General features: G+C 70.7%; 22 protein-coding genes. 13 read left to right on the top strand and 9 right to left on the bottom strand.

Annotated elements, in window-relative coordinates; all coding sequences use genetic code 11:
- The first annotated feature begins 25 nt into the window (after positions 1-25).
- A complete protein-coding gene (locus DEI96_RS15165; RefSeq protein WP_111024880.1) occupies positions 26-1,006 on the top strand; it encodes a site-specific tyrosine recombinase XerD in 981 nt (326 codons plus the stop codon).
- Positions 1,007-1,163: 157 nt separating this feature from the next.
- Here DEI96_RS15165 and DEI96_RS15160 read toward each other — a convergent pair whose 3' ends face one another.
- The gene (locus DEI96_RS15160) at positions 1,164-1,610 is read right to left on the bottom strand and encodes a DUF2510 domain-containing protein (RefSeq protein WP_111024881.1); all 447 of its coding nucleotides are present in this window, start codon (positions 1,608-1,610) and stop codon (positions 1,164-1,166) included.
- A gap of 124 nt (positions 1,611-1,734) precedes the next feature.
- Here DEI96_RS15160 and DEI96_RS15155 point away from each other — a divergent pair, with 124 nt between their 5' ends.
- Positions 1,735-2,193 (top strand): ASCH domain-containing protein, encoded by a 459-nt coding sequence (locus DEI96_RS15155; RefSeq protein ID WP_220039150.1) that lies wholly within the window; start codon positions 1,735-1,737, stop codon positions 2,191-2,193.
- A gap of 25 nt (positions 2,194-2,218) precedes the next feature.
- On the opposite strand, the gene DEI96_RS15150 is transcribed toward DEI96_RS15155, so the two are convergent.
- The gene (locus DEI96_RS15150) at positions 2,219-3,256 is read right to left on the bottom strand and encodes an LLM class flavin-dependent oxidoreductase (RefSeq protein ID WP_111024883.1); all 1,038 of its coding nucleotides are present in this window, start codon (positions 3,254-3,256) and stop codon (positions 2,219-2,221) included.
- Between the two features lie 50 nt (positions 3,257-3,306).
- Here DEI96_RS15150 and DEI96_RS15145 point away from each other — a divergent pair, with 50 nt between their 5' ends.
- Positions 3,307-3,639, top strand: a complete 333-nt coding sequence (locus DEI96_RS15145; protein WP_111024884.1) for a TraR/DksA family transcriptional regulator — start codon at positions 3,307-3,309, stop codon at positions 3,637-3,639.
- A 130-nt stretch (positions 3,640-3,769) separates the two neighbouring features.
- Positions 3,770-4,219: a TIGR02611 family protein gene (locus DEI96_RS15140; RefSeq protein WP_111024885.1), complete on the top strand. Its 450-nt coding sequence runs from the start codon at positions 3,770-3,772 to the stop codon at positions 4,217-4,219.
- A 41-nt stretch (positions 4,220-4,260) separates the two neighbouring features.
- On the opposite strand, the gene DEI96_RS15135 is transcribed toward DEI96_RS15140, so the two are convergent.
- Positions 4,261-5,514, bottom strand: a complete 1,254-nt coding sequence (locus DEI96_RS15135) for an MFS transporter (protein ID WP_111024886.1) — start codon at positions 5,512-5,514, stop codon at positions 4,261-4,263.
- A 103-nt stretch (positions 5,515-5,617) separates the two neighbouring features.
- Between DEI96_RS15135 and DEI96_RS15130 the strand changes: the two genes are divergently transcribed.
- Both DEI96_RS15130 and DEI96_RS15125 read left to right on the top strand, forming a co-directional pair.
- Positions 5,618-5,983: an ArsR/SmtB family transcription factor gene (locus tag DEI96_RS15130; RefSeq protein ID WP_071245119.1), complete on the top strand. Its 366-nt coding sequence runs from the start codon at positions 5,618-5,620 to the stop codon at positions 5,981-5,983.
- A 20-nt stretch (positions 5,984-6,003) separates the two neighbouring features.
- Positions 6,004-7,584: a DUF7059 domain-containing protein gene (locus tag DEI96_RS15125; RefSeq protein WP_258373001.1), complete on the top strand. Its 1,581-nt coding sequence runs from the start codon at positions 6,004-6,006 to the stop codon at positions 7,582-7,584.
- A gap of 3 nt (positions 7,585-7,587) precedes the next feature.
- On the opposite strand, the gene DEI96_RS15120 is transcribed toward DEI96_RS15125, so the two are convergent.
- Positions 7,588-8,451, bottom strand: a complete 864-nt coding sequence (locus tag DEI96_RS15120) for an NAD-dependent epimerase/dehydratase family protein (protein ID WP_071245140.1) — start codon at positions 8,449-8,451, stop codon at positions 7,588-7,590.
- Between the two features lie 151 nt (positions 8,452-8,602).
- Between DEI96_RS15120 and DEI96_RS15115 the strand changes: the two genes are divergently transcribed.
- The 3 genes from DEI96_RS15115 (at position 8,603) to DEI96_RS15105 (ending at position 10,538) form a co-directional block, all read left to right on the top strand.
- Positions 8,603-9,382, top strand: a complete 780-nt coding sequence (locus DEI96_RS15115) for a S8 family serine peptidase (RefSeq protein ID WP_258373003.1) — start codon at positions 8,603-8,605, stop codon at positions 9,380-9,382.
- Complete coding sequence (locus tag DEI96_RS15110) at positions 9,379-10,110, top strand: SAR2788 family putative toxin (protein WP_111024887.1); 732 nt, start codon at positions 9,379-9,381, stop codon at positions 10,108-10,110. The genes DEI96_RS15115 and DEI96_RS15110 overlap by 4 nt, the downstream gene beginning before the upstream one ends.
- A 110-nt stretch (positions 10,111-10,220) precedes the next feature.
- Positions 10,221-10,538 carry a hypothetical protein gene (locus DEI96_RS15105; protein WP_146246975.1) on the top strand — a complete coding sequence of 106 codons (318 nt, stop codon included), beginning with the start codon at positions 10,221-10,223 and terminating at the stop codon, positions 10,536-10,538.
- Positions 10,539-10,586: 48 nt separating this feature from the next.
- On the opposite strand, the gene DEI96_RS15100 is transcribed toward DEI96_RS15105, so the two are convergent.
- Positions 10,587-11,177, bottom strand: coding sequence for a TetR/AcrR family transcriptional regulator (locus tag DEI96_RS15100; protein ID WP_111024889.1), 591 nt, complete (start codon positions 11,175-11,177; stop codon positions 10,587-10,589).
- Positions 11,178-11,362: 185 nt separating this feature from the next.
- Here DEI96_RS15100 and DEI96_RS15095 point away from each other — a divergent pair, with 185 nt between their 5' ends.
- On the top strand, positions 11,363-13,843 hold the full coding sequence (locus DEI96_RS15095) for a glycoside hydrolase family 3 protein (protein WP_111024896.1): 2,481 nt from the start codon (positions 11,363-11,365) through the stop codon (positions 13,841-13,843).
- 480 nt (positions 13,844-14,323) lie between these two features.
- Here the strand turns inward: DEI96_RS15095 and DEI96_RS15090 are convergent, their stop codons facing one another.
- Entirely contained in the window at positions 14,324-15,337 is a 1,014-nt protein-coding gene (locus DEI96_RS15090; RefSeq protein ID WP_111024890.1) for an LLM class flavin-dependent oxidoreductase, read from the bottom strand.
- 122 nt (positions 15,338-15,459) lie between these two features.
- On the opposite strand from DEI96_RS15090, the gene DEI96_RS15085 reads away from it, so the two are divergent.
- Together DEI96_RS15085 and DEI96_RS15080 are read left to right on the top strand one after the other, a co-directional pair.
- Entirely contained in the window at positions 15,460-18,030 is a 2,571-nt protein-coding gene (locus tag DEI96_RS15085) for a DEAD/DEAH box helicase (protein WP_111024891.1), read from the top strand.
- A 64-nt stretch (positions 18,031-18,094) separates the two neighbouring features.
- Entirely contained in the window at positions 18,095-18,346 is a 252-nt protein-coding gene (locus DEI96_RS15080) for a DUF6458 family protein (protein ID WP_071291234.1), read from the top strand.
- A gap of 237 nt (positions 18,347-18,583) precedes the next feature.
- Here DEI96_RS15080 and DEI96_RS15075 read toward each other — a convergent pair whose 3' ends face one another.
- The gene (locus DEI96_RS15075; RefSeq protein WP_027465941.1) at positions 18,584-19,105 is read right to left on the bottom strand and encodes a ribonuclease H family protein; all 522 of its coding nucleotides are present in this window, start codon (positions 19,103-19,105) and stop codon (positions 18,584-18,586) included.
- Between the two features lie 63 nt (positions 19,106-19,168).
- Positions 19,169-19,999 (bottom strand): LysM peptidoglycan-binding domain-containing protein, encoded by an 831-nt coding sequence (locus tag DEI96_RS15070; protein WP_146246976.1) that lies wholly within the window; start codon positions 19,997-19,999, stop codon positions 19,169-19,171.
- Between the two features lie 118 nt (positions 20,000-20,117).
- On the opposite strand from DEI96_RS15070, the gene DEI96_RS15065 reads away from it, so the two are divergent.
- Complete coding sequence (locus DEI96_RS15065; RefSeq protein WP_071405879.1) at positions 20,118-20,456, top strand: hypothetical protein; 339 nt, start codon at positions 20,118-20,120, stop codon at positions 20,454-20,456.
- On the opposite strand, the gene DEI96_RS15060 is transcribed toward DEI96_RS15065, so the two are convergent.
- Entirely contained in the window at positions 20,453-21,025 is a 573-nt protein-coding gene (locus tag DEI96_RS15060; protein WP_111024893.1) for a hypothetical protein, read from the bottom strand. The genes DEI96_RS15065 and DEI96_RS15060 overlap by 4 nt on opposite strands.
- Positions 21,026-21,048 lie beyond the last annotated feature (23 nt).

Here is a 21,048-nt window from a genome sequence, read left to right as displayed (position 1 = left end):
TCGCGCCGGTTAGCCTGCTGAGGTGATGCCCCTCGACCGTGCCGCGGAGACGTACCTGCGGCACGTCGCGATCGAGCGGGGACTCTCGCAGCACACGTTGTCGGCGTACCGGCGGGACCTCGCCGTGTTCGCGGAGTGGCTCGAGGCCGCACCGGTGGTCGAGTCTGACGAAGCGGACCGGTCCGGGGGCTCCTCGGTGCTGCAGGACGTGGCACGGTTGGCGCGGGCGGACGTCTCGGGGTTTGTCGAGCACCTCGCCACGCGACCATCGGGACCGTTGGCGCCACGGTCGATCGCGCGGATGCTCAGTTCGGTCCGTTCGTTCACCGCCTTCGCCGCGGGAGAGGGCTGGTTGCCGCTCGACCCCGGCACCGCCGTCCGGCCGCCGAAGGCCCCGATGCGGCTGCCGAAGGCGATCCCCGTCGAGGACATGGAACGGCTGCTCGGGGCGGTGTCCGTCGACGCCGACGACCCCGTCCAGCTGCGGGACAAGGCCCTGCTCGAGCTGCTCTACGCCACCGGTGCGCGGATCTCCGAGGCGGTGGGGCTGTCGGTCGATGACGTGACGACACTGTCGGACGCCGACGGCGAGCTCTCGGTCGTGAAGGTCACGGGCAAGGGCAACAAGCAGCGGATCGTGCCGCTCGGCAGCTTCGCCCGGGCAGCGATCGACGCCTACCTGGTGCGGGCGCGGCCGGTGTTCGCGGCACGAGGGCCGTCGACGCCGGCGCTGTTCCTCGGTGCCCGTGGAGCACGGCTGTCGCGGCAGAGTGCCTGGCTCGTGATCCAGGCTGCCGCTGCTGCCGCCGACCTGGAGGCGCACGTGTCACCGCACACGTTCCGGCACTCGTTCGCGACGCACCTGCTCGAGGGCGGTGCCGATGTGCGCGTGGTGCAGGAGCTGCTCGGCCACGCGAGTGTCGCCACGACGCAGATCTACACGATGGTCACGGCGGACATGCTGCGGGACGTGTACCAGACGGCGCACCCGCGGGCGCGGCGGTAGGCGGTCTGCGCGGGCCGTGCGGGTGCGCGGGTGCGTGGGGCCGTGCGCGTGCGCGACGGGCGCGTTTCGTGAGCAGAAATGGTCGGGTCGCGCCGTCGCACCCGACCATTTCTGCTCACGAAGCGCCGTGGATCGCGACGGTAGGCGGGCTACGCGCTCAGAACAGGTGGAACTGGGCCGACGCGGCGATGACGCTCGTCGTCACCGCGACGACGAGGGCGCTCGCCGAAGCGCTCCGCGCCAGGACGGCCCAGGCACCGACGGCTCCGGGACGGACGATGCCGATGACCCCGCACGCCACGGCGAGCAGTCCCGCCAGGCCCCAGGGGTTCGCGACGACCGAGACCACGGCGAGCAGCACCGCGAGCACCGTGAACACGCAGAGCCGACGGTCGCCGGCGGTGCCCGATGCCCACGCGTCCGTCCGGATCGCCGCGGTCTGCACCGAGAACGACGGCCCCACCGGAGCGACGACGATCGGCGTGACCGGTTCTGCAGCGGCCGCGGGGGCCCGTGTGGCCGCGCCCCAGGTGCGACCGTCCCACCAGCGCAGACGACGGGCGTCCTGCGGGTCCGGGAACCAGCCTGCGGCCGGCAGCGTCACGGTTGCTCCTCGAGGTGCGGGGTGGATCGACGTTCCCGAGCCTAGGAGCGCGGTCGGCCTCGCCCCAGTCCCCAGCCGGGTGTCAGCACAAGGGGGGACCGGACCGGTGCACTACGGTCGGGGCGTGCCCTCGACGCTCGACGACTTCTGGACCGCGCGACGCAGCGAGCGTCCGAGCCTTCCGGCGGACGTGCCGGAGGCGTGGCCCTTCGGCGCGACCCCGGAGCAGGCGGACGCGCTCCTGCAGCTCGTGCTCGACGGGGTCAAGGTCGGCACGGCGTCGTCGCTCTGGGACTACGAGGCGACCGATGATCCACTGCCGACAGTCGACGAGGTGAGCATCGTGACCGACGGCTCGGGTGCGCCCCGTGCCGTCATCGAGACGACGGCGGTCCGGCTGGTGCCGTTCGACCAGGTCGACGCCGACCACGCCTGGGCCGAGGGCGAAGGGGACCGGACGCTCGAACACTGGCGGACCGTGCACGAGGCGTTCTGGTGCGCACACTCGGAGAACCCGCGGGGGTTCGCGCCGGACATGCCGGTCGTGTGCGAGCGGTTCCAGCTGCTCTGGCCGAACGGCTGAGACCGAGACCGATCCCGATCCGGGGTCAGGCGGGGACCGGCTCCGCGTCGACCTCGGTGAACACGTCCTTCACGGCGGCGAGCAGCCGGGCGTTGAAGTCCACGCCCAGCTGGTTCGGCACGGTGACGAGCACGGTGTCGGCAGCACGGACGGCCTGGTCGGCCGCGAGCTCCGCGACGAGATGCTCGGGCTCACCGATGTAGGACCGGCCGAACCGGGCCAGCCCGCCGTCGAGGTGCCCGACCTGGTCCTGCCCCTCGACCTGCGCGCGCACGCCGAAGTAGTGGCGGGACTCGTCGTCGATGATCGGGATGATGCTCCGCGAGACCGAGACGCGCGGTTCGCGGTCCCAGCCCGACTCGGACCACACCCGGCGGAAGCGCTCGATCTGCTCGGCCTGCAGCTGGTCGAAGGGCACGCCGGTGTCCTCCGTCAGCAGGGTCGAGGACATCAGGTTCATGCCCTGCTCAGCGGTCCACTCGGCGGTGGCACGGGTGCCGGCGCCCCACCAGATCCGGTCGCCGAGCGAGTCGGACAGCGGGGCGATCGGCAGGGACCCGACCGACCCGGTCATCTGCGGGTTGGCGTTGGCCATCGGCTCGCCGGTGATCGCATGGCGGAACACGTTCGTGTGCGCTCGGGCCATGTCGCCGCCGTTCTCGTCGGAGGCGTCGGGCACGTAGCCGAACTGCTGGTAGCCGGCCAGGGCGGTCTCGGGTGATCCCCGGGAGACGCCGAGCTGCAGTCGGCCGCCGGAGATGAGGTCGGTGGCTGCGGCTTCTTCCGCCATGTAGAGCGGGTTCTCGTAGCGCATGTCGATGACGCCGGTGCCGATCTCGATCCGGCTGGTCCTCGCGGCGATGGCGGAGAGCAGCGGGAACGGTGCGGCCTGCTGCGGGGCGAAGTGGTGGACGCGGAAGTAGGCGCCGTCGACGCCGGCTTCCTCGGCTGCGACCGCGAGGTCGATCGCCTGCACCAGGGCCTCCCGCCCGCTGCGCACCTTCGACCCCGGCACGTCACGCCAGTGTCCGAACGACAGGAACCCGATCTTCGTCATGTCCATGCGAACGCATCCGGAGGCGGGGCCATTCCGCCGCGACTACCGTGGCCGGGATGGAGGACCCCCGCCCCGCACTCGAGGCCGAACGCGCCCGCAACGAACGGCTGCTGCTCGAGGTCGAGCGGAGCATGCGTGACGTCAGCGACGCCCGGCAGGACGCCAACTCCGACGACGAGCACGATCCGGAGGGCGCGACCCTGGCCTGGGAACGCGGCTCGCTCGGTGCGGTCCGCGACGGCGCGCAGCTGCGGGTCCGTCAGGTGGACGCAGCGCTCGCACGACTCGACGACGGCACCTACGGGCGCTGCACGGTCGGCGGCGAGCCGATCCCGAAGGCCCGGCTGGCCGCCGTCCCGTGGGCGGCGACGTGCGTCGCGCACGCGTGAGGGGCAGGCGATCGGTGCCGCCTGACGGCCTGGAGGCGCGGTCTGTCCCCGCCACGCGCCTCCCGGCATGCGCACCCCGCGTCCACCCCGTGCGCCGCTGATTCCCAGCCGCGCGCCCTACGTTTTCGGCATGGACGGCGACCCGAACGACCGACCCGGCGAAGTCCGGGCCGACGGCGCGCCGCGCCAGCGCTTCCAGTGGTTCCACCGCCTGCGCACCTGGATCCACGCGCGGCCGCACGTGCACCTGCTCTACAAGGTGTTGGTCGGTCTGGTGGGCGGGCTGGTCGTCATCATCGGGCTGATCCTGGTGCCGCTGCCGGGCCCGGGGTGGCTCGTGGTGTTCATCGGCCTCACGGTGCTGGCGAGCGAGTTCCACTTCTTCCACAAGATCATCACGTGGCTCAAGGCGCAGCTGCACCGCTTCTGGGACTGGGCCAAGCGGCACGGGCCGAAGCGTCTGCGCGATGCTGCGGACCGGGGCAAGGCCGACGTCGACGCTGCGCACACCGGTGCTGCGCGGACCGTCGGGGTGCGTGCGCGCGCTCGCGGGACGAACTCGGCGCGACCGGGCCACTAGCGCCGCACCGTGCGAGCGCGCCGCGCCAGGCGGACGGTTCGCTACTCGGCCGCGACCCGGATCGAGCCGGTCGCGGTGCGCTCGATGACCTCGGCCGCGCGCTCCTCGACCTCGGCGGCGTCCTTCGACGACAGCTGCAGCACGAGGGCGACGACCGCGGCGAGCACGATGAAGCCGCCGTACCCGGCGATGACCGGGACGAGCCCGACCGAGGGCTCGAGCAGCCCGCCGATGACCGAGGGCACCCCGAACGCCAGGTAGCTGACGACGTAGATCGTGGAGAGCAGCCCGGCGCGGTGGGTCGGGGCAGCGGTGGCGAGGAGCATCCGCAGCGGCGCCTGGAACCCGGCGCCGAAGCCCACACCGGCGATCGCGCTGCCGACGACCATGCCCGGCAGGGAGTGCGCGAACACGAACGACACGGTGACGATCGGGCCGAGCACGAGGGCCACGAGTCCGAGCAGGACCGCGCGACGGGTGTCCATGCGCTGGATCGCCAGGCCGGTCAGCGCGCCGACGCCGGTGACCACGGCGATGAGCGCACCGGCGGCGAAGTGGTTCGTGATGCCGAACACCGTGCCAAGCGCCGAGGGCACGAGGGACAGGAACATGCCGCCGAGGGCCCAGCTGGCGACGAGCGAGCCGGCGACACCGCGGAACAGCCGGCGTGAGGACCGCGGCACGCTGATCGTCGGACGCAGGGAGCGAAGAGCGCCGGGGCGGCGCTGTACCTGCTCGGGGACGACGAACAGCGCGAGCACCAGCAGCACGAGCAGCGCGCCGAACAGCAGGTAGACGAGCTGCTCCGGGGCCGGACCCCACTGCACGAGCGCGCCGCTCGACATCGCGCCGGTGGCCAGGGCGATCGGCGGGATGACGCCGTTCAGCACGCCGGCCGTGGTGGGGTGGCGTTCGAGGGAGTTGTCGATGAGGGCCGCGCCGAGGGCCCCGATGAGCAGCCCGACCGAGACACCCTGCACGATCCGGTCGACGATGAGCGCGACGACCCCGTCCGCCATCGCGAACAGGCCGAGCGACAGTGCGACGCCCAGGCCGCCGACGACCAGCACGGGCTTGCGGCCGACGTGGTCGGACAGGCGACCCGCGACGAGCAGGCTCGCGAGCAGGCCGGCGACGTAGATGGCGAAGACCCCGGTGAGCATGAGCGGGGTGAGGTGCCACTCGGCTGCGTAGACCGGGTAGATCGGCGACGGCACGGCCGACGACGCGACCGAGACCAGGAGCATCGCCGCCAGGATCCAGAACCCGGCGACCGAACGAGCTGACTGGTGCATGCGCACCCCTTTCCATCTCCGTGCAGTACGACTGCATTCGTACCGCACTCGAACAGTACGACACAAGTCGTACAGCAAGCCGAACGGTGGTAGCGTCCCGTCCATGCCCGCGCACGTCGATGCTCCTGAACGGCTGCCGCAGCCGTCCGTGGCCGAGATGGACCTCCCGGTCGTGATGGACGCCCTGAGCGACCCGATCCGGCTCGCGATCCTGCACCGCTACCTGGTCGACGCGGCCGGGGGCGAGCGCAGCTGCGGCTGGGTCGGCATCGACCGGCCGAAGTCCACGCTGACCCACCACTTCCGGGTCCTGCGCGAGGCCGGTCTGCTCGAGCAGCACCTGGAGGGCCTGACCCGCGTCAGCCGAGTTCGCGTCGAGGACGTGCAGCAGCGGTTCCCCGGGCTCCTCGACCTGGTGCTCGACTGGCAGGTCCCCGCGGCCCTGCTGCGCGAGGGGATCGCATCGTGAGCGCCGGCGGGAGCGCGGGCGTGGACACTGTGCACACGCTGCCGTCGATCGTCGCGGACCCCGCCGTCACCACGGCGCTCGCCGCGGACCTGACGGCTGCCGGCTTCACCGTCGACCGGCTCGACTCCCTGTGGGGTACCGAGGCTGCCGCATCGCTGCACCGCGGATCGCGGGTCGCCGCGCTCCGTGCGCTCGCCGCCCGCGAGGCCACGCCGCTCGGCACCCTGGCGACACTGTTCGTGCTCGGCCTGCCGGTGGTGCGGTCCGAGGCCGAAGTGGCGTTCCCGACCGCCGGGCTCGACGCCGTCACCGCCGCGGGCCTGCTGCGCAGCGACGGCGAAGGCGAAGGCGACTGCGACGGCGCCGACGACCTGGTCCACCCCACCGTCGACCTGCGCCCCTACGCCTTCGTGGACGACCTCGGCGCCGGCAGCTGGTGGATCGTCTCTGACCTGGGCGAGCTCGCCCTCGGGCACGCGATCAGCGAGGAACACGTCCTCGGCATCGGCGGCGCCACCACGACGCTGAGCGGCCTGCAGGTGCCCGTCCCGGTCGAGCGGGTGCTCGACCTCGGCACCGGGTGCGGTATCCAGGCCATGCACGCGCGGCGGTTCGCCGACCAGGTGGTCGCCACCGACATCTCGCGCCGTGCCCTCGACATCGCCCGGTTCAACGCCCAGTTGAACGGCATCGACGGCATCGACTTCCGGTTCGGCTCACTGTTCGAGCCGGTCGCGGGGGAGCGCTTCGACCGGATCGTCTCGAACCCGCCCTTCGTCATCACGCCTCGTCGCGAAGGCGTCCCGTCGTACGAGTACCGCGACGGTGGCATGGTCGGCGACGCCCTGGTCGAGACGGTGCTCCGCGGCCTGTCCGACCACCTGGAGCCCGGCGGCACCGCTCAGCTCCTCGGCAACTGGGAGTACCACTGGGGCGTCGACGGCCTGGACCGCGTGCGCGGCTGGTTCGCCGACACCGACCTCGACGTCTGGGTGATCGAGCGCGAGCGGCAGGACCCCACGTCCTACGCGGAGACCTGGATCCGCGACGGCGGGACGAAGCCCGGCACGGCCGAGTTCGACACCCTGATGGACGCCTGGCTCGACGACTTCGCGGACCGTCGCGTCACCGGCGTCGGCTTCGGCTACGTCGTGGTGCGTCGACCCCTGCCTGGAGGCACGTCCGGCCTCCGCCGGTTCGAGCGGGTCCCCGAGACGCTCGGCTCCAACCCCGCGGGCCTCGGCGCGACGGTCGCCCGCGTCCTCGACGCGGCGGCCTGGCTCGCCGCGCACGACGACGCCGCGCTCGCCGCCGCCCACCTGTCGGTGGCCGGTGACGTCACCGAGGAGCGGTACTACTGGCCGGGCAACGACGACCCCACCGTGATGACCCTGGTGCAGGGTGGCGGGCTCGGGCGCCGGGTGGACGCGGACACCGCACTCGCGGCGTTCGTGGGCGCGTGCGACGGTGACCTGTCCGTCGCCGCGATCATCGGCGCGCTCGCGCAGATCACCGGCGTGGACGAGCGGGCGCTCGCCGCCGACCTGCTGCCGGCGGCGCGCGACCTGGTGCTCGACGGGCTGCTCGTCCCCACCGCCTGACGATCAGGCGCGGTGGTCGCGCCAGCTGTGCTCGGGCGTGTAGCCGAGGAGTTCGCGGGCCTTCTCCGACGACAGCAGCGAGCTGACGCCGTCGATGTCCGCACGGCGCTCGATGTCCGGCACGAAGCGCTCGACGAGCTCGATCGTCGGGGTGTCCATCACCGTGTCGGGGCTCGCGATGACGAACGCCTCGAACCCGGTGAGGTCGGCCTCGAGCGCCCGGCGGACGGCCTGGGCCCCGTCACGGGAGTCGATGTACGACCACAGGTTGAACGTCTTCGCCTCGGGGGTGGCGTCCCACGGGAACGCCGGGTAGTCGGTCTCGTCCATCACGTTCGAGAAGCGCAGGCCGATCATCTTCAGCTCCGGGTCCCAGCGCGTGAAGTGGCGGGCCATCTCCTCTTCCACCGCCTTGCCGAGCGAGTACGACGACTGCGGGCGGACGGCGAACTCCTCGTCGACCGGCAGGTAGGGCGGGTGGTGCTCGCCCATCGGGATGCCGAGCAGGGTCTCGCTCGACGCCCACACGACGTTCTTGATCTTCGCGGCACGGGCGGCGTGGAAGACGTTGATCGACGAGGTCACGTTGTTCGTGATGAGGGCCACATCGGGGACCTGCCCCGGGGCCGGCACCGCGGCGAGGTGCACGACGGCGTCGACGTGGTCGTACCGGTCGTCGATGCCGAGCAGGGCGTTCAGGACCTGGCCGTGGTCGGTCAGGTCGATCCGCACGAACGGCACACGCTCGGGCTTGTCGGGGGAGGGGACGCGGTCGAGCAGGACCACGTCGTACCCGTGCGCATCGAGGTCGCGCACCACCGCTCGTCCGAGCTTGCCGCTGCCACCGGTCACCACTACACGCGTCATCGCGTCACTCCACATCGTCGTCGGAACACACCCTGGCGGGCACCGACCATCCTGCCCCGCCGCACCTGACGCGACCAGGCCCTGTCCGTACCCCGGAGCTGGTACGGTATTTCGTTTCAGATTTCAACACTCATATGTCAGTGTGGGTATCATGATTCGGCGAGGAACGATCGTTGCGGCGGTCGTGCTGTCATCGAGCCTTGCCGGCTGTTCGTCCGACCCGACGTGGGCACCGGCGGGTGAAGCCAGCGAGCGGACCATCGCGATCGTGGACGGCGGGATGACGCCATCCCTCGGACGAACGGATGCAGCACACCCTTGGATCGCGCCGAACCTTCCGGACGAGTCGCCTGATGGCCATGCCGACCTGCTCGCGGCGGTAGTTCTCGCCGAGTTCGGTAAGGGAACTCCATCGTTTCTCGACGTACGAGTGGCGACGCCGAATCACCCCGCCACTCCGGACTCAATCGCCCAAGGCGTGGAATGGGCCGTCGGCAGTGGAGCCGACATCGTGTTGATCGCTCTGAGCAGTCGCTTCGACTCGGCCGCGCTTCGGGCTGCCTTGCGGAACGCGGATCGCAACGACGTCCTCGTGGTGAGCAGCATGCGAAACGAATTGATCGGTGCGAGGTCCTTCCCCGCTGATCACGAATCCGTGCTCTCGGTGTCCAGTGTGGATCACTCCGGGGCACGGGCGTCGACGTCGCCACGTGACGGCGACGTCAGCGCACTCGGTGTTGACGTCGACCTCGGCTCTGGCGGTGAGGTCTCCGGGACGAGCATCGCAGCCGCATCGGCCGTCTCCGCGGTGATCCGTTGTGCCGGGTGGCCTGTGTCCCGCGATGACTTGCTCCGCGACGCGCAGCGTCGTGGCGTCAAAGACGACCGCGGCGTTCCAGTGCTGCGGTGTACCGAAAGGAAGAACCAATGAAGCTCTCCAAGTGGACACCGCCCGTCGGCGTGTTGGTGACGGCAGTGATGGTGTTCAGCCTTGTCGCGCCCGCGTCTGCCGAACCCGTGGACCGTGATCCTGATGCGGCGGCCGTCGACATCTCCGTGGTGACGGAAGGGAATCCTGCTGGTGAGGCGTCCGTCTCCACCCAGATCGAGTCGGAACTCGGGATGGACGGTGAGGCTGTCGTCGCGATCGACGGCAACGTGATCGACACGGTGAGCGTTGAGACTGCCCAAGAGGGGGATGTGCTCGAGGACACGTACTCGATCAGCGACCTCACGATCGTCGACGACGAGAACTTCTCCGCGCTCCTCACCTCGGACTCGACAGGTGAGACGCACTTCATCGACACGACAGCCACCGAAGCGCAGGTTCTGCCGCTGATCCTGGTGGTGCTTGCTCGTGTGGGTATCCAGATGGCCATCCGCCAGTTCTCGAAGGCCGCGATCCAGAGCGCCGCGAAGAAGTACGCGCTGTCCCTCACAACGTCGAAGTGGACTCATATCATGGCGCGGAAGCACAACTGGCGGTACGTGGGTGGTACGACACGTGCAAAGGTCGCAGACCTCATGAGTAAGGCTGTCGCGAACGGACGTTCAGCGAAGGCGCGTGACCACATCGACTACACGTGGCGATACAGCGGGCGGACGATCACCGTTCGGACGTCGACCGGCGGTCACATCAGCAATGGATGGGTGAAATGAGCGAGATAGCGAGCCTCGTCGACGGGGGAAGGATCGGTGATGCCGTCCGAGCCGCCCGCGGGCTCACCCCTCAGCGGGTCCGTGAACTCCTCTTTGCTTCTGGTGGGTTCATGCAGGACTCTCGCCCGTACGACGAGTTCTTCCGCCGCTGGTACGCCACGCTCGAGAGCCCGTACCTGCGGGCCGAAGCAGCGGATTGGTTCTGCCAGGCGTACCTGACCGAACTGGCCGACGTTCCTGGTGCGGAGCACTACGGAGCGGCCTTGTCGACGGATTCGAAGCGAGCGGTGCGTGACCACCTCGCGCGGGAGATGCGGGGCCGGAACATCTCAGATTGGTCGATGTCTCCGGAGGAACCCCTCTCGAAGACGCAGGTCCGCGCGTGGAGCACCGCGGCGGACGAACTCGCTGCCGTGCGCTTGCCCTGACCACTTCGTCGGCGGGAGGCTCGGTGCCGATGTGCGGTGCGCCTCCCGTCAGGCGGTGGGGGCGACCTGGGCGATCGCGAGGCGGGCGACGAGCTCGACGTGCTCGGCCATGTCGCGGGTGGGGTCGAAGAGCCACTGGATCTGCATGCCGTCGGACACCGCGAGCAGCACGCTGGTCAGTTCGTCGGGATCGATGTCGGTGCGCAACCGGCCGTCCTGCTGCATGGTGCGGAAGTCGGCGGACAGGTCGCGGCGGCTGCGTTCGTAGCGCTCGCGGAAGTACTCGTGCGCCGGGTGCTCGGCGTCGGTGGCCGCGGCAGCGGACAGGTTGACGAACATCTGCACCAGGCCCGGGACCTCGGCGTTGTGTCGCACGATCGCGGCGAGCAGGGCTGCCGGGTCTGCGGCCTGCCAGTCGTGCGCGAGGTCGAGTTCGTCGCGCCGGCGGAGGATCTCGACCCAGAGCTCGTCCTTGGAGTCGAAGTAGTGCAGCAGGCCGGCCTGGGTCAGCTCCACGGCGTCGGCGATGTCCTTGATGCTCGTCCGCCGGAAGCCCTGCGACGCCACGAGGTCCAGCGCGACCGTGAGGATCTCCTCGCGCTTCGCGATGCCCTTTGCGTACGAACCCCGTCGTGCCATGGCCAGACTGTACCGCCCACAGGAGACCCGAGAAAACCAAGCAACGGTTGGTTTTCGGTGGTACGGTGCAGGAGCTGCCAGCGCGGGCGGCGAACCCGGTGGATGGTGGGTGTGGGCGACGAGGCCCCGGCTGTCCAGGCGGCGCCCCGCGGCCCTGAACGAGAGGACCGACCACCGTGACCACCGTGACCACCGTGAACGACGCGAGCACCGCCTCCAGTCCGTCGACGCCGCTGACCGAGCGCATCGATGCGCTCCTCGGCCAGCTGACCACCGACGAGAAGGTGCAGCTGCTCACCGGACGTGACTTCTGGACCACCTGGCCCATCGAGAAGATCGGGCTGCGCCGGATCCTGATGTCGGACGGCCCGTCGGGCGTGCGCGGCGAGGTGTGGGACGAGCGTGACCCGTCCCTGAACCTGCCGTCGGCGACCGCGCTGAGTGCCTCGTGGGACCGCGCGATCGCGAAGCGCTACGGCGCCGCCGCCGCGGTGGAGGCCCGCCGCAAGGGCGTCGACGTCGTGCTCGGTCCGACCATCAACCTGCACCGGTCCCCGCTCGGTGGCCGGCACTTCGAGGCGTTCAGCGAGGACCCGGTGCTCACCGGTGACCTGGCCGCGTCGTACGTCGACGGCGTGCAGGAGAACGGTGTCGCCGCCACCCCGAAGCACTACATCGCGAACGACTACGAGACCGACCGCTTCACCGCGTCGACCGAGGTGTCGGACCGTGCGCTGCGCGAGCTGTACCTGCTCGCGTTCGAGAAGGCCGTGACCGAGGCGCACGCCTGGGCGATCATGTCGTCGTACAACGCGATCAACGGTGTGACGGCGTCGGAGAACGACCTGCTCGAGACTCCGCTCAACTCGGAGTGGGGCTTCGACGGAATCGTCGTGTCCGACTGGACCGGGGTGCGTTCGGTGGACTCGGCGAAGGCGTCGCAGGACGTCGCGATGCCCGGGCCGAACCCGTGGTGGAGCGAGGGCCCGCTGCTCGCCGCCGTGCAGTCCGGCGAGGTGCCGATGGCGGCGATCGACCGCAAGGTCCGCCGGATCCTGACCCTGGCCGCACGCGTCGGCGCGCTCGAGGGGTTCGAGCCCGTCGCCACGTCGCCCGTGCATGTCGAGGACGGCATCGCGTTCGTGCGCGAGGCCGAGGCCGAGGGCACCGTCCTGGTCCGCAACACCGGTGTCCTGCCGCTCGACGCCCCCGCCTTGTCGCGCATCGCGGTGATCGGGCACAACGCCGACCAGGCCCGCACGCAGGGCGGTGGCTCGGCCACGGTCGTGCCGTCGCAGGTCGTGGCACCGCTGGACGGCATCCGCTCGGCCTTCCCCGGCGCGAGCGTGGACTACGCGATCGGCGCCGTCGTGCAGGAGGGCATCGCGGAGTTCCCGCTGTCCACCATCACGAACCCCGGCACCGGGGAGCCCGGAGCCCGGGTCGCCTTCGTGAAGGACGGCGAGGAGCTGTTCGTCGAGGACCGCCGCGCGACGGCACTGTTCTGGTTCGGCGGCGACGCCCCGATCCGCGAAGCCGACCGGCTCGACATCACCACCACCTACACGGCCGAGTCGACCGGGACCGTGCGGTTCGGCATCGGCGCGGCCGGACGGTCACGCATGTGGATCGACGGCGAGCTGCTGCTCGACGAGGACGTGCCGTTCGAGGGCGACCCGCTCGGTGCCGCGTTCCTCAACCCGCCGGCGCGGTCGGTGCCGGTCGAGGTGACAGCGGGACAGCAGGTCGCGATCCGCATCGAGTACGACATCGTGCAGGACGAGACGCTCGGCGGGGTGCTGGCGTACCAGTTCGGCACCGAGCCGTCGGACGACGACCCCGCCGTGCTGATCGAGGCCGCGGTGGACGCCGCCCGTGGTGCGGACGTCGCCGTCGTCGTGGTCGGGACGAACTCCAAGGTCGAGTCCGAGGGCTACGACCGCTCCTCGCTGGCACTCCCCGGTCACCAGGACGACCTGGTGCGCGCGGTCGCCGCGGCGAACCCGAACACGGTCGTCGTCGTGAACGCCGGGTCGCCGGTCGAGATGCCGTGGCGGAACGACGTCGCCGCGGTGCTGCTGACCTGGTTCGGCGGGCAGGAGTACGGCAACGCTCTGGCCGATGTACTGACCGGGGCGCAGGAGCCCGGCGGCCGCCTGCCCACCACGTGGCCGATCGCGATGGCCGACGTCCCGGTGCTCGACGTCACCCCGGTGGACGGGAAGGTCGCGTACGACGAGGGTGTCCACGTCGGCTACCGGGCCTGGCTCCGCGCCGGCACCGAACCGGCGTACCCGTTCGGGCACGGCCTCGGCTACACCACGTGGTCGATCGAGGGCGTCTCCGCGACCCCGACCGTGCGCGAGGGCGACGCCGTCATCGTCACGGCGACCGTCGCGAACACGGGTGACCGGGCCGGCAAGCACGTCGTGCAGGTCTACGCGTCCCGTGCGGAGTCGGCGGTCGACCGTCCGGTGCGCTGGCTGGTCGGGTTCGCCCCGGTCCGGCTCGCGGCAGGCGCCTCGACGGAGGTCTCGATCGAGGTCCCGGCGCGTGCCTTCGCCCACTGGGACGGCTCGTGGCAGTACGAGTCGGGGACCTTCACGCTGCACGTCGGCGCCTCGGTCGTCGACGACGCCGGAACCACGTCCCTCGAACTGGAGTGACGAAGTCGTCCGGTTTCCGCGCAGCTCGCAACTCCATTCAGTAACATCTATGTGCGCGAGTCGGCTGGTTACCGTCCGCGCACGCACCGACTACGGGGTCGCTGGGTGAGCGACTCGGTCTCCTGATCCGGCCGTTGTTGCCCTGGCCTCCCCGGTGCGTCCCAGAATGCGTCCCCGCGTCCGCGCGGGGACGCATTCGTCGTTCCGGCCCTGATGCGCACCGGTGAACCGGTTGCCGCACTTCGTCCCGGTTCGGAAAAACGAGTGACACTTGGTCAACTTCATACGTCCCAGGTGCGCGGAACGGTGTGACAAACCGCTCGGTAGGTGGAACGATGGGTGCACCATCTCGTGCGGATCAGGGACGAGATGGTCATCCGGCCGGGCTCTCGGGCCTCACCAACTCGATCAGAGCCCTGCCGGATGCCCTTGGTCGGGCCCGCGGCGCCGGCCCGCGGCGCCGGCCCGCGGCACCGGTTCTCAGGCCCGCAGCGCCGGGGCGATCTCCTCGGCCACGATGCGCAGGATCCGCTCGTGCGCCGCACGGTCGCCGTTCGCCGGCAGGGTGATGACCAGTTCGTCGGTGGCGGCGACCGCCGGGTCGGCGAGCAGGGCGTCGACGATGGCCGCCGGTTCGCCGGACACGACCTTGCTGAACCGGAACGGCGGGGTGCCCGAGAGCGGTCGACCCTCGTCGTCCATCCCGGAGGCGTACCCGGTCAGGAACTCCTCGTGCACCTCGCGGTCGTGGTCGTCGAGGAGCGGCACCACGATCCGGCCCACGGCGACCTTGGACTCGCGCTGCGGGTGCAACTCGACGAACCGCTCGCGGTAGGCGGCGATCTGGTCGGCCTGCGCCTGGGCGAACGGGGCGCCGGTGTCCTCGGTGTTCAGGGTCGAGCAGTGCAGCAGGAGGCCCTTCTCGGCAGTGCGGACCGCCGTGCCCATGCTGCCGCCGCCCCACCACACGCGGTCGCGCAGGCCCGGGCTGAGCGGCTGCAGGGTCAGGTCGGCCCCGGCGGGGATGCTCTCGTAGCCCTTGCCGGCACTGCCCAGGGGCTCACCCTGCAGCACCTCGAGCAGCCGGGCGGCGCGGGCCTCGGCCTCGTCGCGGAAGCTGCGGTCGACCGTTCCGAACACCGGGTCGAGGATCGGACCGTACCCGGCGATGCCCGTGCTGATGCCGAGCTGCACCCGGCCACCGCTGAGCAGGTCGACCGTGCTGGCGTCCTCGGCGAGGCGCACCGGGTCCTCGTAGCGCATGCCGAGCACGGCGGTGCCGAACGCGATGGTGCTGGTGCGCTGCGCGGCTGCCGCGAAGAAGGTCATCGGGCTCGTCAGGTACGGCTCGAAGTGCCGTCCGCGCACCCAGCCGGTGCCGTAGCCGAGTGACTCGGCAGTCTCGAACAGGCGCAGGCCGTCCTCCAGGGCGCCGGCGGCGCCGTCGGTGCCGCCGTGGTTCGGGACGAAGGAGAGGAAGCCGAGTTCGCGCATGTCGCGAGTCTATGCGCACGTATCGAAATGCGCCTGAGTCGGCGGCGGGCCGGACGGGAGGCCCGTGGCGGCGCCGCCACGGGCCTCCCGTCCGGCACATGCGCACCTGGGAGGATGGGCGCATGACCGACGTCACCGCCCTGCCCCCGCTCGTCGCCGCGATCCCGGCGGCGGTGGACGGCGTCGTCGACCCCGACGAGGTCTACGAGGCCTTCGCGGCCTGGGCCGCCGAGGGCGGCCGACCGCTGTACCCGGCGCAGGACGAAGCGGTCATCGAGCTCGTCTCCGGCGCGAACGTCGTGCTGAGCACGCCGACCGGCACCGGGAAGTCGCTCGTCGCGGCCGGCGCGCACTTCGCCGCGCTCGCCGAGGGCAAGCGGAGCTACTACACGGCACCGATCAAGGCGCTGGTGTCCGAGAAGTTCTTCCAGCTCGTCGAGCTGTTCGGTGCGCAGAACGTCGGCATGGTCACCGGCGACTCGAGCGTCAACGCCGACGCCCCGATCGTCTGCTGCACCGCCGAGATCCTGGCGAACCTGGCGCTGCGGCAGGGACCGGACGCCGACGTCGACGTCGTCGTGATGGACGAGTTCCACTTCTACGGCGACCCCGACCGCGGCTGGGCGTGGCAGGTGCCGCTGCTCGTGCTCGAGCGTGCGCAGTTCCTGCTCATGTCGGCGACCCTCGGCGACGTCACGACCATCGCCGACGACCTGTCGCGCCGGACCGGTCGGCCCACCGCCCGCGTGACCGGTGTCTCGCGACCCGTGCCGCTCGAGTACCAGTACGTGATGACGCCCGTGCAGGAGACGGTCGAGCGGCTCCTCGAGGAGGGCAAGGCGCCGATCTACATCGTGCACTTCGCCCAGGCCGCCGCACTCGAACGGGCACAGTCGCTGATGTCGGCGAAGGTCGCCTCGCGCGAACGCCGTGACCAGATCGCCGACGCCATCGCCGGCTTCCGGTTCAGCGCCGGGTTCGGACAGACCCTGTCGCGCCTGATCCGGGCCGGCATCGGCGTGCACCACGCCGGCATGCTCCCGAAGTACCGACGACTCGTCGAGCAGCTCGCCCAGCGCGGCCTGCTGCCCGTCATCTGCGGCACCGACACCCTGGGCGTCGGGATCAACGTGCCGATCCGATCGGTGCTGTTCACCGGGCTGACGAAGTTCGACGGCACGAAGATGCGCCAGCTGTCCGCGCGGGAGTTCCACCAGATCGCCGGCCGTGCCGGACGTGCCGGGTACGACACCGAGGGCGACGTCGTCGCCGAGGCGCCCGAGCACGACATCGAGAACGCCCGCGCCGTCGCCAAGGCCGGCGACGACCCGAAGAAGAAGAACAAGATCAAGCGGAAGAAGGCACCCGAGGGCTTCGTGTCCTGGGGGCAGGCGTCGTTCGAGCGGCTGATCGCGGCCGAGCCGGAGCCGATGGTCTCGCGCATGCGGATCACGCACGCGATGGTGCTGTCGGTCGTCGCCCGTGGTGGCGATGCCTTCGCGGACGTCCGGTCGCTGGTCTACGACAACCACGAACCGCGCTCCCGGCAGCTCGCGATGGCCCGGCGGGCACTCGTCATCGCCCGGACCCTCATCAACGCGCGGGTGATCGAGAAGGTCGACGGTGCCTACCGCCTGACCGTCGACATCGCGCCGAACTTCGCGCTCAACCAGCCGCTGTCACCGTTCGCGCTCGCCGCGTTCGAGTTGCTCGACCCTTCTTCTCCCACGTATGCACTGGACATGGTCTCGGTCGTCGAGGCCACGCTCGACGACCCGCGGGCGATCCTGTCGCAGCAGCAGTTCAAGGAGCGCGGCGAGGCCGTCGCCCGCATGAAGCAGGAGGGGATCGAGTACGAGGAGCGGATGGAGCTGCTCGAGGAGGTCACCTGGCCTCGCCCGCTGTCCGAGCTGTTGGAGGCGGCGTACGAGGCCTACGCGGCCGAACAGCCCTGGGTGCTCGACTTCCAGCTGTCCCCGAAGGCCGTCGTCCGCGACATGTACGAACGCGCGATGACCTTCGGCGACTTCGTGCGCTTCTACCAGCTCACCCGCTCCGAGGGGCTCGTGCTCCGCTACCTGTCCGACGCGTACCGGACCATGCGACAGACCATCGCCGAGGAACAGCGGACCCAGGAGCTCGACGACCTGATCGAGTGGCTGGGCGAGGTCGTGCGGCAGACCGACTCCTCGCTCGTCGACGAGTGGGAGGCGCTGCTCAACGGTGACGTCCTGCTGGCCTCCGAGGAGCACGAGGAGATCGCGCCGCCGCAGCCCGCACGGCTCACCGGCAACCCGCGGGCGTTCCGGGTGCTCGTCCGCAACGCCCTGTTCCAGCGGGTGCTGCTCGCCGCGGCCGACGACATCGACGGGCTCGGGGAACTCGACGCGACAGCGGGCTTCGACCGAGCCGCGTGGGACACCGTGCTCGAGGAGTACTACGAGGAGCACGACACCATCGGCACCGATGCCGACGCGCGCTCGATGCAGTACCTGGTGCTCGACGAGAGCGGCACCACCGCATCACCCCGGGTCTGGAAGGCGCGGCAGATCTTCGCCGACCCCGAGGGCGACAAGGACTTCGGGTTCTCGGCGACGATCGACCTGGATGCTTCGGACGAGGTCGGCGAGGCCGTCGTGCGGGTCACCGAGATCGGGCGGTTCGACGGGTGGGCCGAGGTGGACGTCGACTGATCGGCGCCGGGGTTGTCGGACGTGTACCGTCTCCGGCACCACCCCCACCCGAGAGGACTGCGTCATGCGCATCGGATCCAGCATCGCCCTGATCGTCATCGGCGCGATCGTCGCCTTCGCGCTGAACATCCAGCTCGCCGGTGTCGACCTCCGCCTGATCGGCTACATCCTGATGGCAGCCGGTGTCGTGCTGCTCATCATCAGCCTCGCCGTGGCCTTCGGCGGTCGCCGCACCACGACCACCACGCGCTCGGGCGTCGACCCGGCGTCCGGGGAGCAGATCACCCGCCAGGACCGGCGCGACGGGACCTACTGACCCGCGGGGACAGGACTTACTGACCGCCCAGCTCGGTCTTCCCGTCAGCCGGGTGGAATTCGTCTGCCCCTAGAGCCGATGCGCGAGCGATGATCCGCTCGACGGCATGCGACTGAGCCCGTTCCACCTCTCCGTCGAAGGGGGCGGTGCTGTCGGGCATCAGATCTGCTTCCGATTCGAGTGGAGGTTCGTCTGGCGGTTTCGATTCCGCCGAAGTCGCTGCTTGCCGCTCCGCCGTCAGAAGAGGGTCGCGGGCGGGGTCGCGTCGGGCAGCGCGGACGGCTCGGGGACCTCGGCGCCGGGCCAGCCGGGACCGTGCGGCACGTCGGTGCCGTTCTGGAACGCGGTGGCAGCACCGCGGGCTCGCACATCGGCGGCCTCGTTCATCTCGTGACCGACGTGACCGCGGACCCACTCGAACGTGACCTTGCGGCCCTGCAGTTCGGCGTCGAGTTCCTTGATGATCTCGACGTTGAGGACCGGCTTGCCGTCGGCCTTCCGCCAGCCCTTGCGCTTCCAGCCGGCGAGCCACTCGGTGCAGGCCTTGATGGCGTACTGGCTGTCGCACAGGATGTGCAGCGGCTCGCCGGTGTCCTTCGTGGCGCGGAGCAGCTGCAGGACGGCGGTGAGCTCGCCGATGTTGTTCGTCGCACGGGGCCAGCCGCCGGCCGCCCACCGGTCGTCGTCGACGTACCAGGCCCAGCCGGCGGGGCCGGGGTTGCCGAGGGCTGAGCCGTCTGCGGCGGCGACGATCGTCACGATGGGACCTCCTGGTGGTGCCGAGTGCTGGTCAACCGTAACGGACCGACCCGGCCCCTCGTCTCAACGCCGAGCGGGGTCGATGTTGAGCGTGCTGCCCTCGAGCAGCCAGTCGTCGTCGCGTTGCTCCATGAAGGGGTTCATCCACTGCACCTGCGCCGGCGTGATGCCGAACCGCTCCGCGACCGTCGAGAGCTCGTCACCGTGGGCAACCAGGTAGTTCGCCGGTCGGCCGTCGACGTCGGTGACGATGCCGTAGGCGCCCGGTCGGTCCTCGCCGACGGTGACCCGGAGGTCGGGGTAGGGGGTCGGGATCTTCCACGCGAGGTCAGCGGCGGCGAGCACCGACCCTGCCCACGGGCGCTCGGACGAGTCCTCGTCGGCCACCGTCGCCGGGACGAGGACGACACTGCGCAGGTAGTCAGGGCGAGGACCCGCCTGACCCATCGTGAACGAGGTCGGGGGAGCAACCTCGGCGTCCCACTCGACCGTTTCGCGCACCGAGCCGTCCGCGCCGTCGAGCGGCTTCGCGGGCCGGTGTCGGAACTCCAGGCGCATGGGCTGCGGATTGGTCGTGCGGTACCCGGAGAGCTGGGCGTCGAAGGTGCCGCGGTCGTTCGCGACGACGCGGACGTGGATGCTCGTGTCACCGCTCGGCGAGACGACGTCGGTCTCGGCCGCCACGGTGCCGGTGGGCAGCGCCTGCTCGGGCTCGGGCTCGACCGGATCGGTGTCGCGCGTCGGACCCGGCGCGGGCTCCGCGGTGCGCTCGCCCGCCTGTCGCGTCGGCGTCGGGATCGCGTCGTCGCCGCCGAACGCCGTGCACCCGGCGAGCAGCAGCCCCACCAGTAGCGAGCCGATCACCGCGGTCGTCGCGGTCCGTGTTCGTCGCATCGTTCCCCCTCGTCGGCAGCGTAGCGGGGGCCAGGCGCGTCATCGAGTGCGGGGAGCGGACCGAGCCAGACTCGTTACACGGGGCCGAGGACTAGCGTCCGCTGCAGGAGGAAACACCATGAGCGACAGCATCCCGAACGCCCCCGGCCCCGAGCCGTCGGACGACCGCGCACGCAACGACGCGCTCCGCGACGCCGCGCACAGCGACGACGTCGACGGGGTCAGCGGACGCGAGCAGCGAGCAGCGGACACGTCGTACAGCCCGTCGAGCGAGCGCGAGATGGACGCGTCCCAGACGAAGCAGCGCGACGACGCCGACCTGCGAGCGGACGGCATCGACCCGTCCAAGGTCATCGCGGCCCCCGGGACGGGCGGCGCGGACGACGCCGGCGACGTCGAGCCCGAACCGGGTGACCTGCACCTGCCGTGGCAGTCCGAGGAGGACCGCCGGGGCTAGCTCGACGCCCGGTCGAGTTCGCGCACGAGAGCCTCGCCATCGGTGACGTCCCAGAACGCCATCGGCTGTGGCCCGAAGAAGCCGTCGAGACCGGTGTTCGCGTAGACCTTCGCGTTCGTTCCCCAGCCGAAGAGCATCGATCCCGGTCCGCCTCCCGTCGCGTCCCACTCGACGTTGCAGTGCCGTCGGTCGCCGGTCCAGCTCACGGTGCGGTCGGTGCGGCCGATCGGGACCTCCCGCGTGCCGCGAGGGGTGATCACGAGGGCCCGGCGATCGGTCACGGCGTAGACGGTCGTCCGCTTGCGGTACCGCTTCACGAGGAAGCGTCCGACGAGCAGGTGCAGGCCCATCAGTGTGAGCAGCGACCCGACGACCAAGAAGAAGGGCGGCGCTCCGCTGGTCACGGCCGAGACGGTCCAGAACGCCACGAATCCGCACCAGAGCAGCGAGAACGGGATGAGGAAGCCGTCGCGGCCCGAGAGGAGCCTGGCCGGATCGCTCGTGCCGGCCCAGTACAGGTGCTCATCGGGGCGCAGGTGTTCACGGGCGGTCTGTTGAGGATCGATCACCCCTCGACAGTACGGCCCGTCAG

The sequence above is a fragment of the Curtobacterium sp. MCLR17_031 genome (assembly GCF_003234775.2).
In the GTDB taxonomy this organism is placed as follows: Bacteria; Actinomycetota; Actinomycetes; order Actinomycetales; family Microbacteriaceae; genus Curtobacterium; species Curtobacterium flaccumfaciens.
The sequence above is the reverse complement of the archived record's forward strand: the minus strand, read 5'-3'. Positions and strand labels throughout refer to the sequence as shown.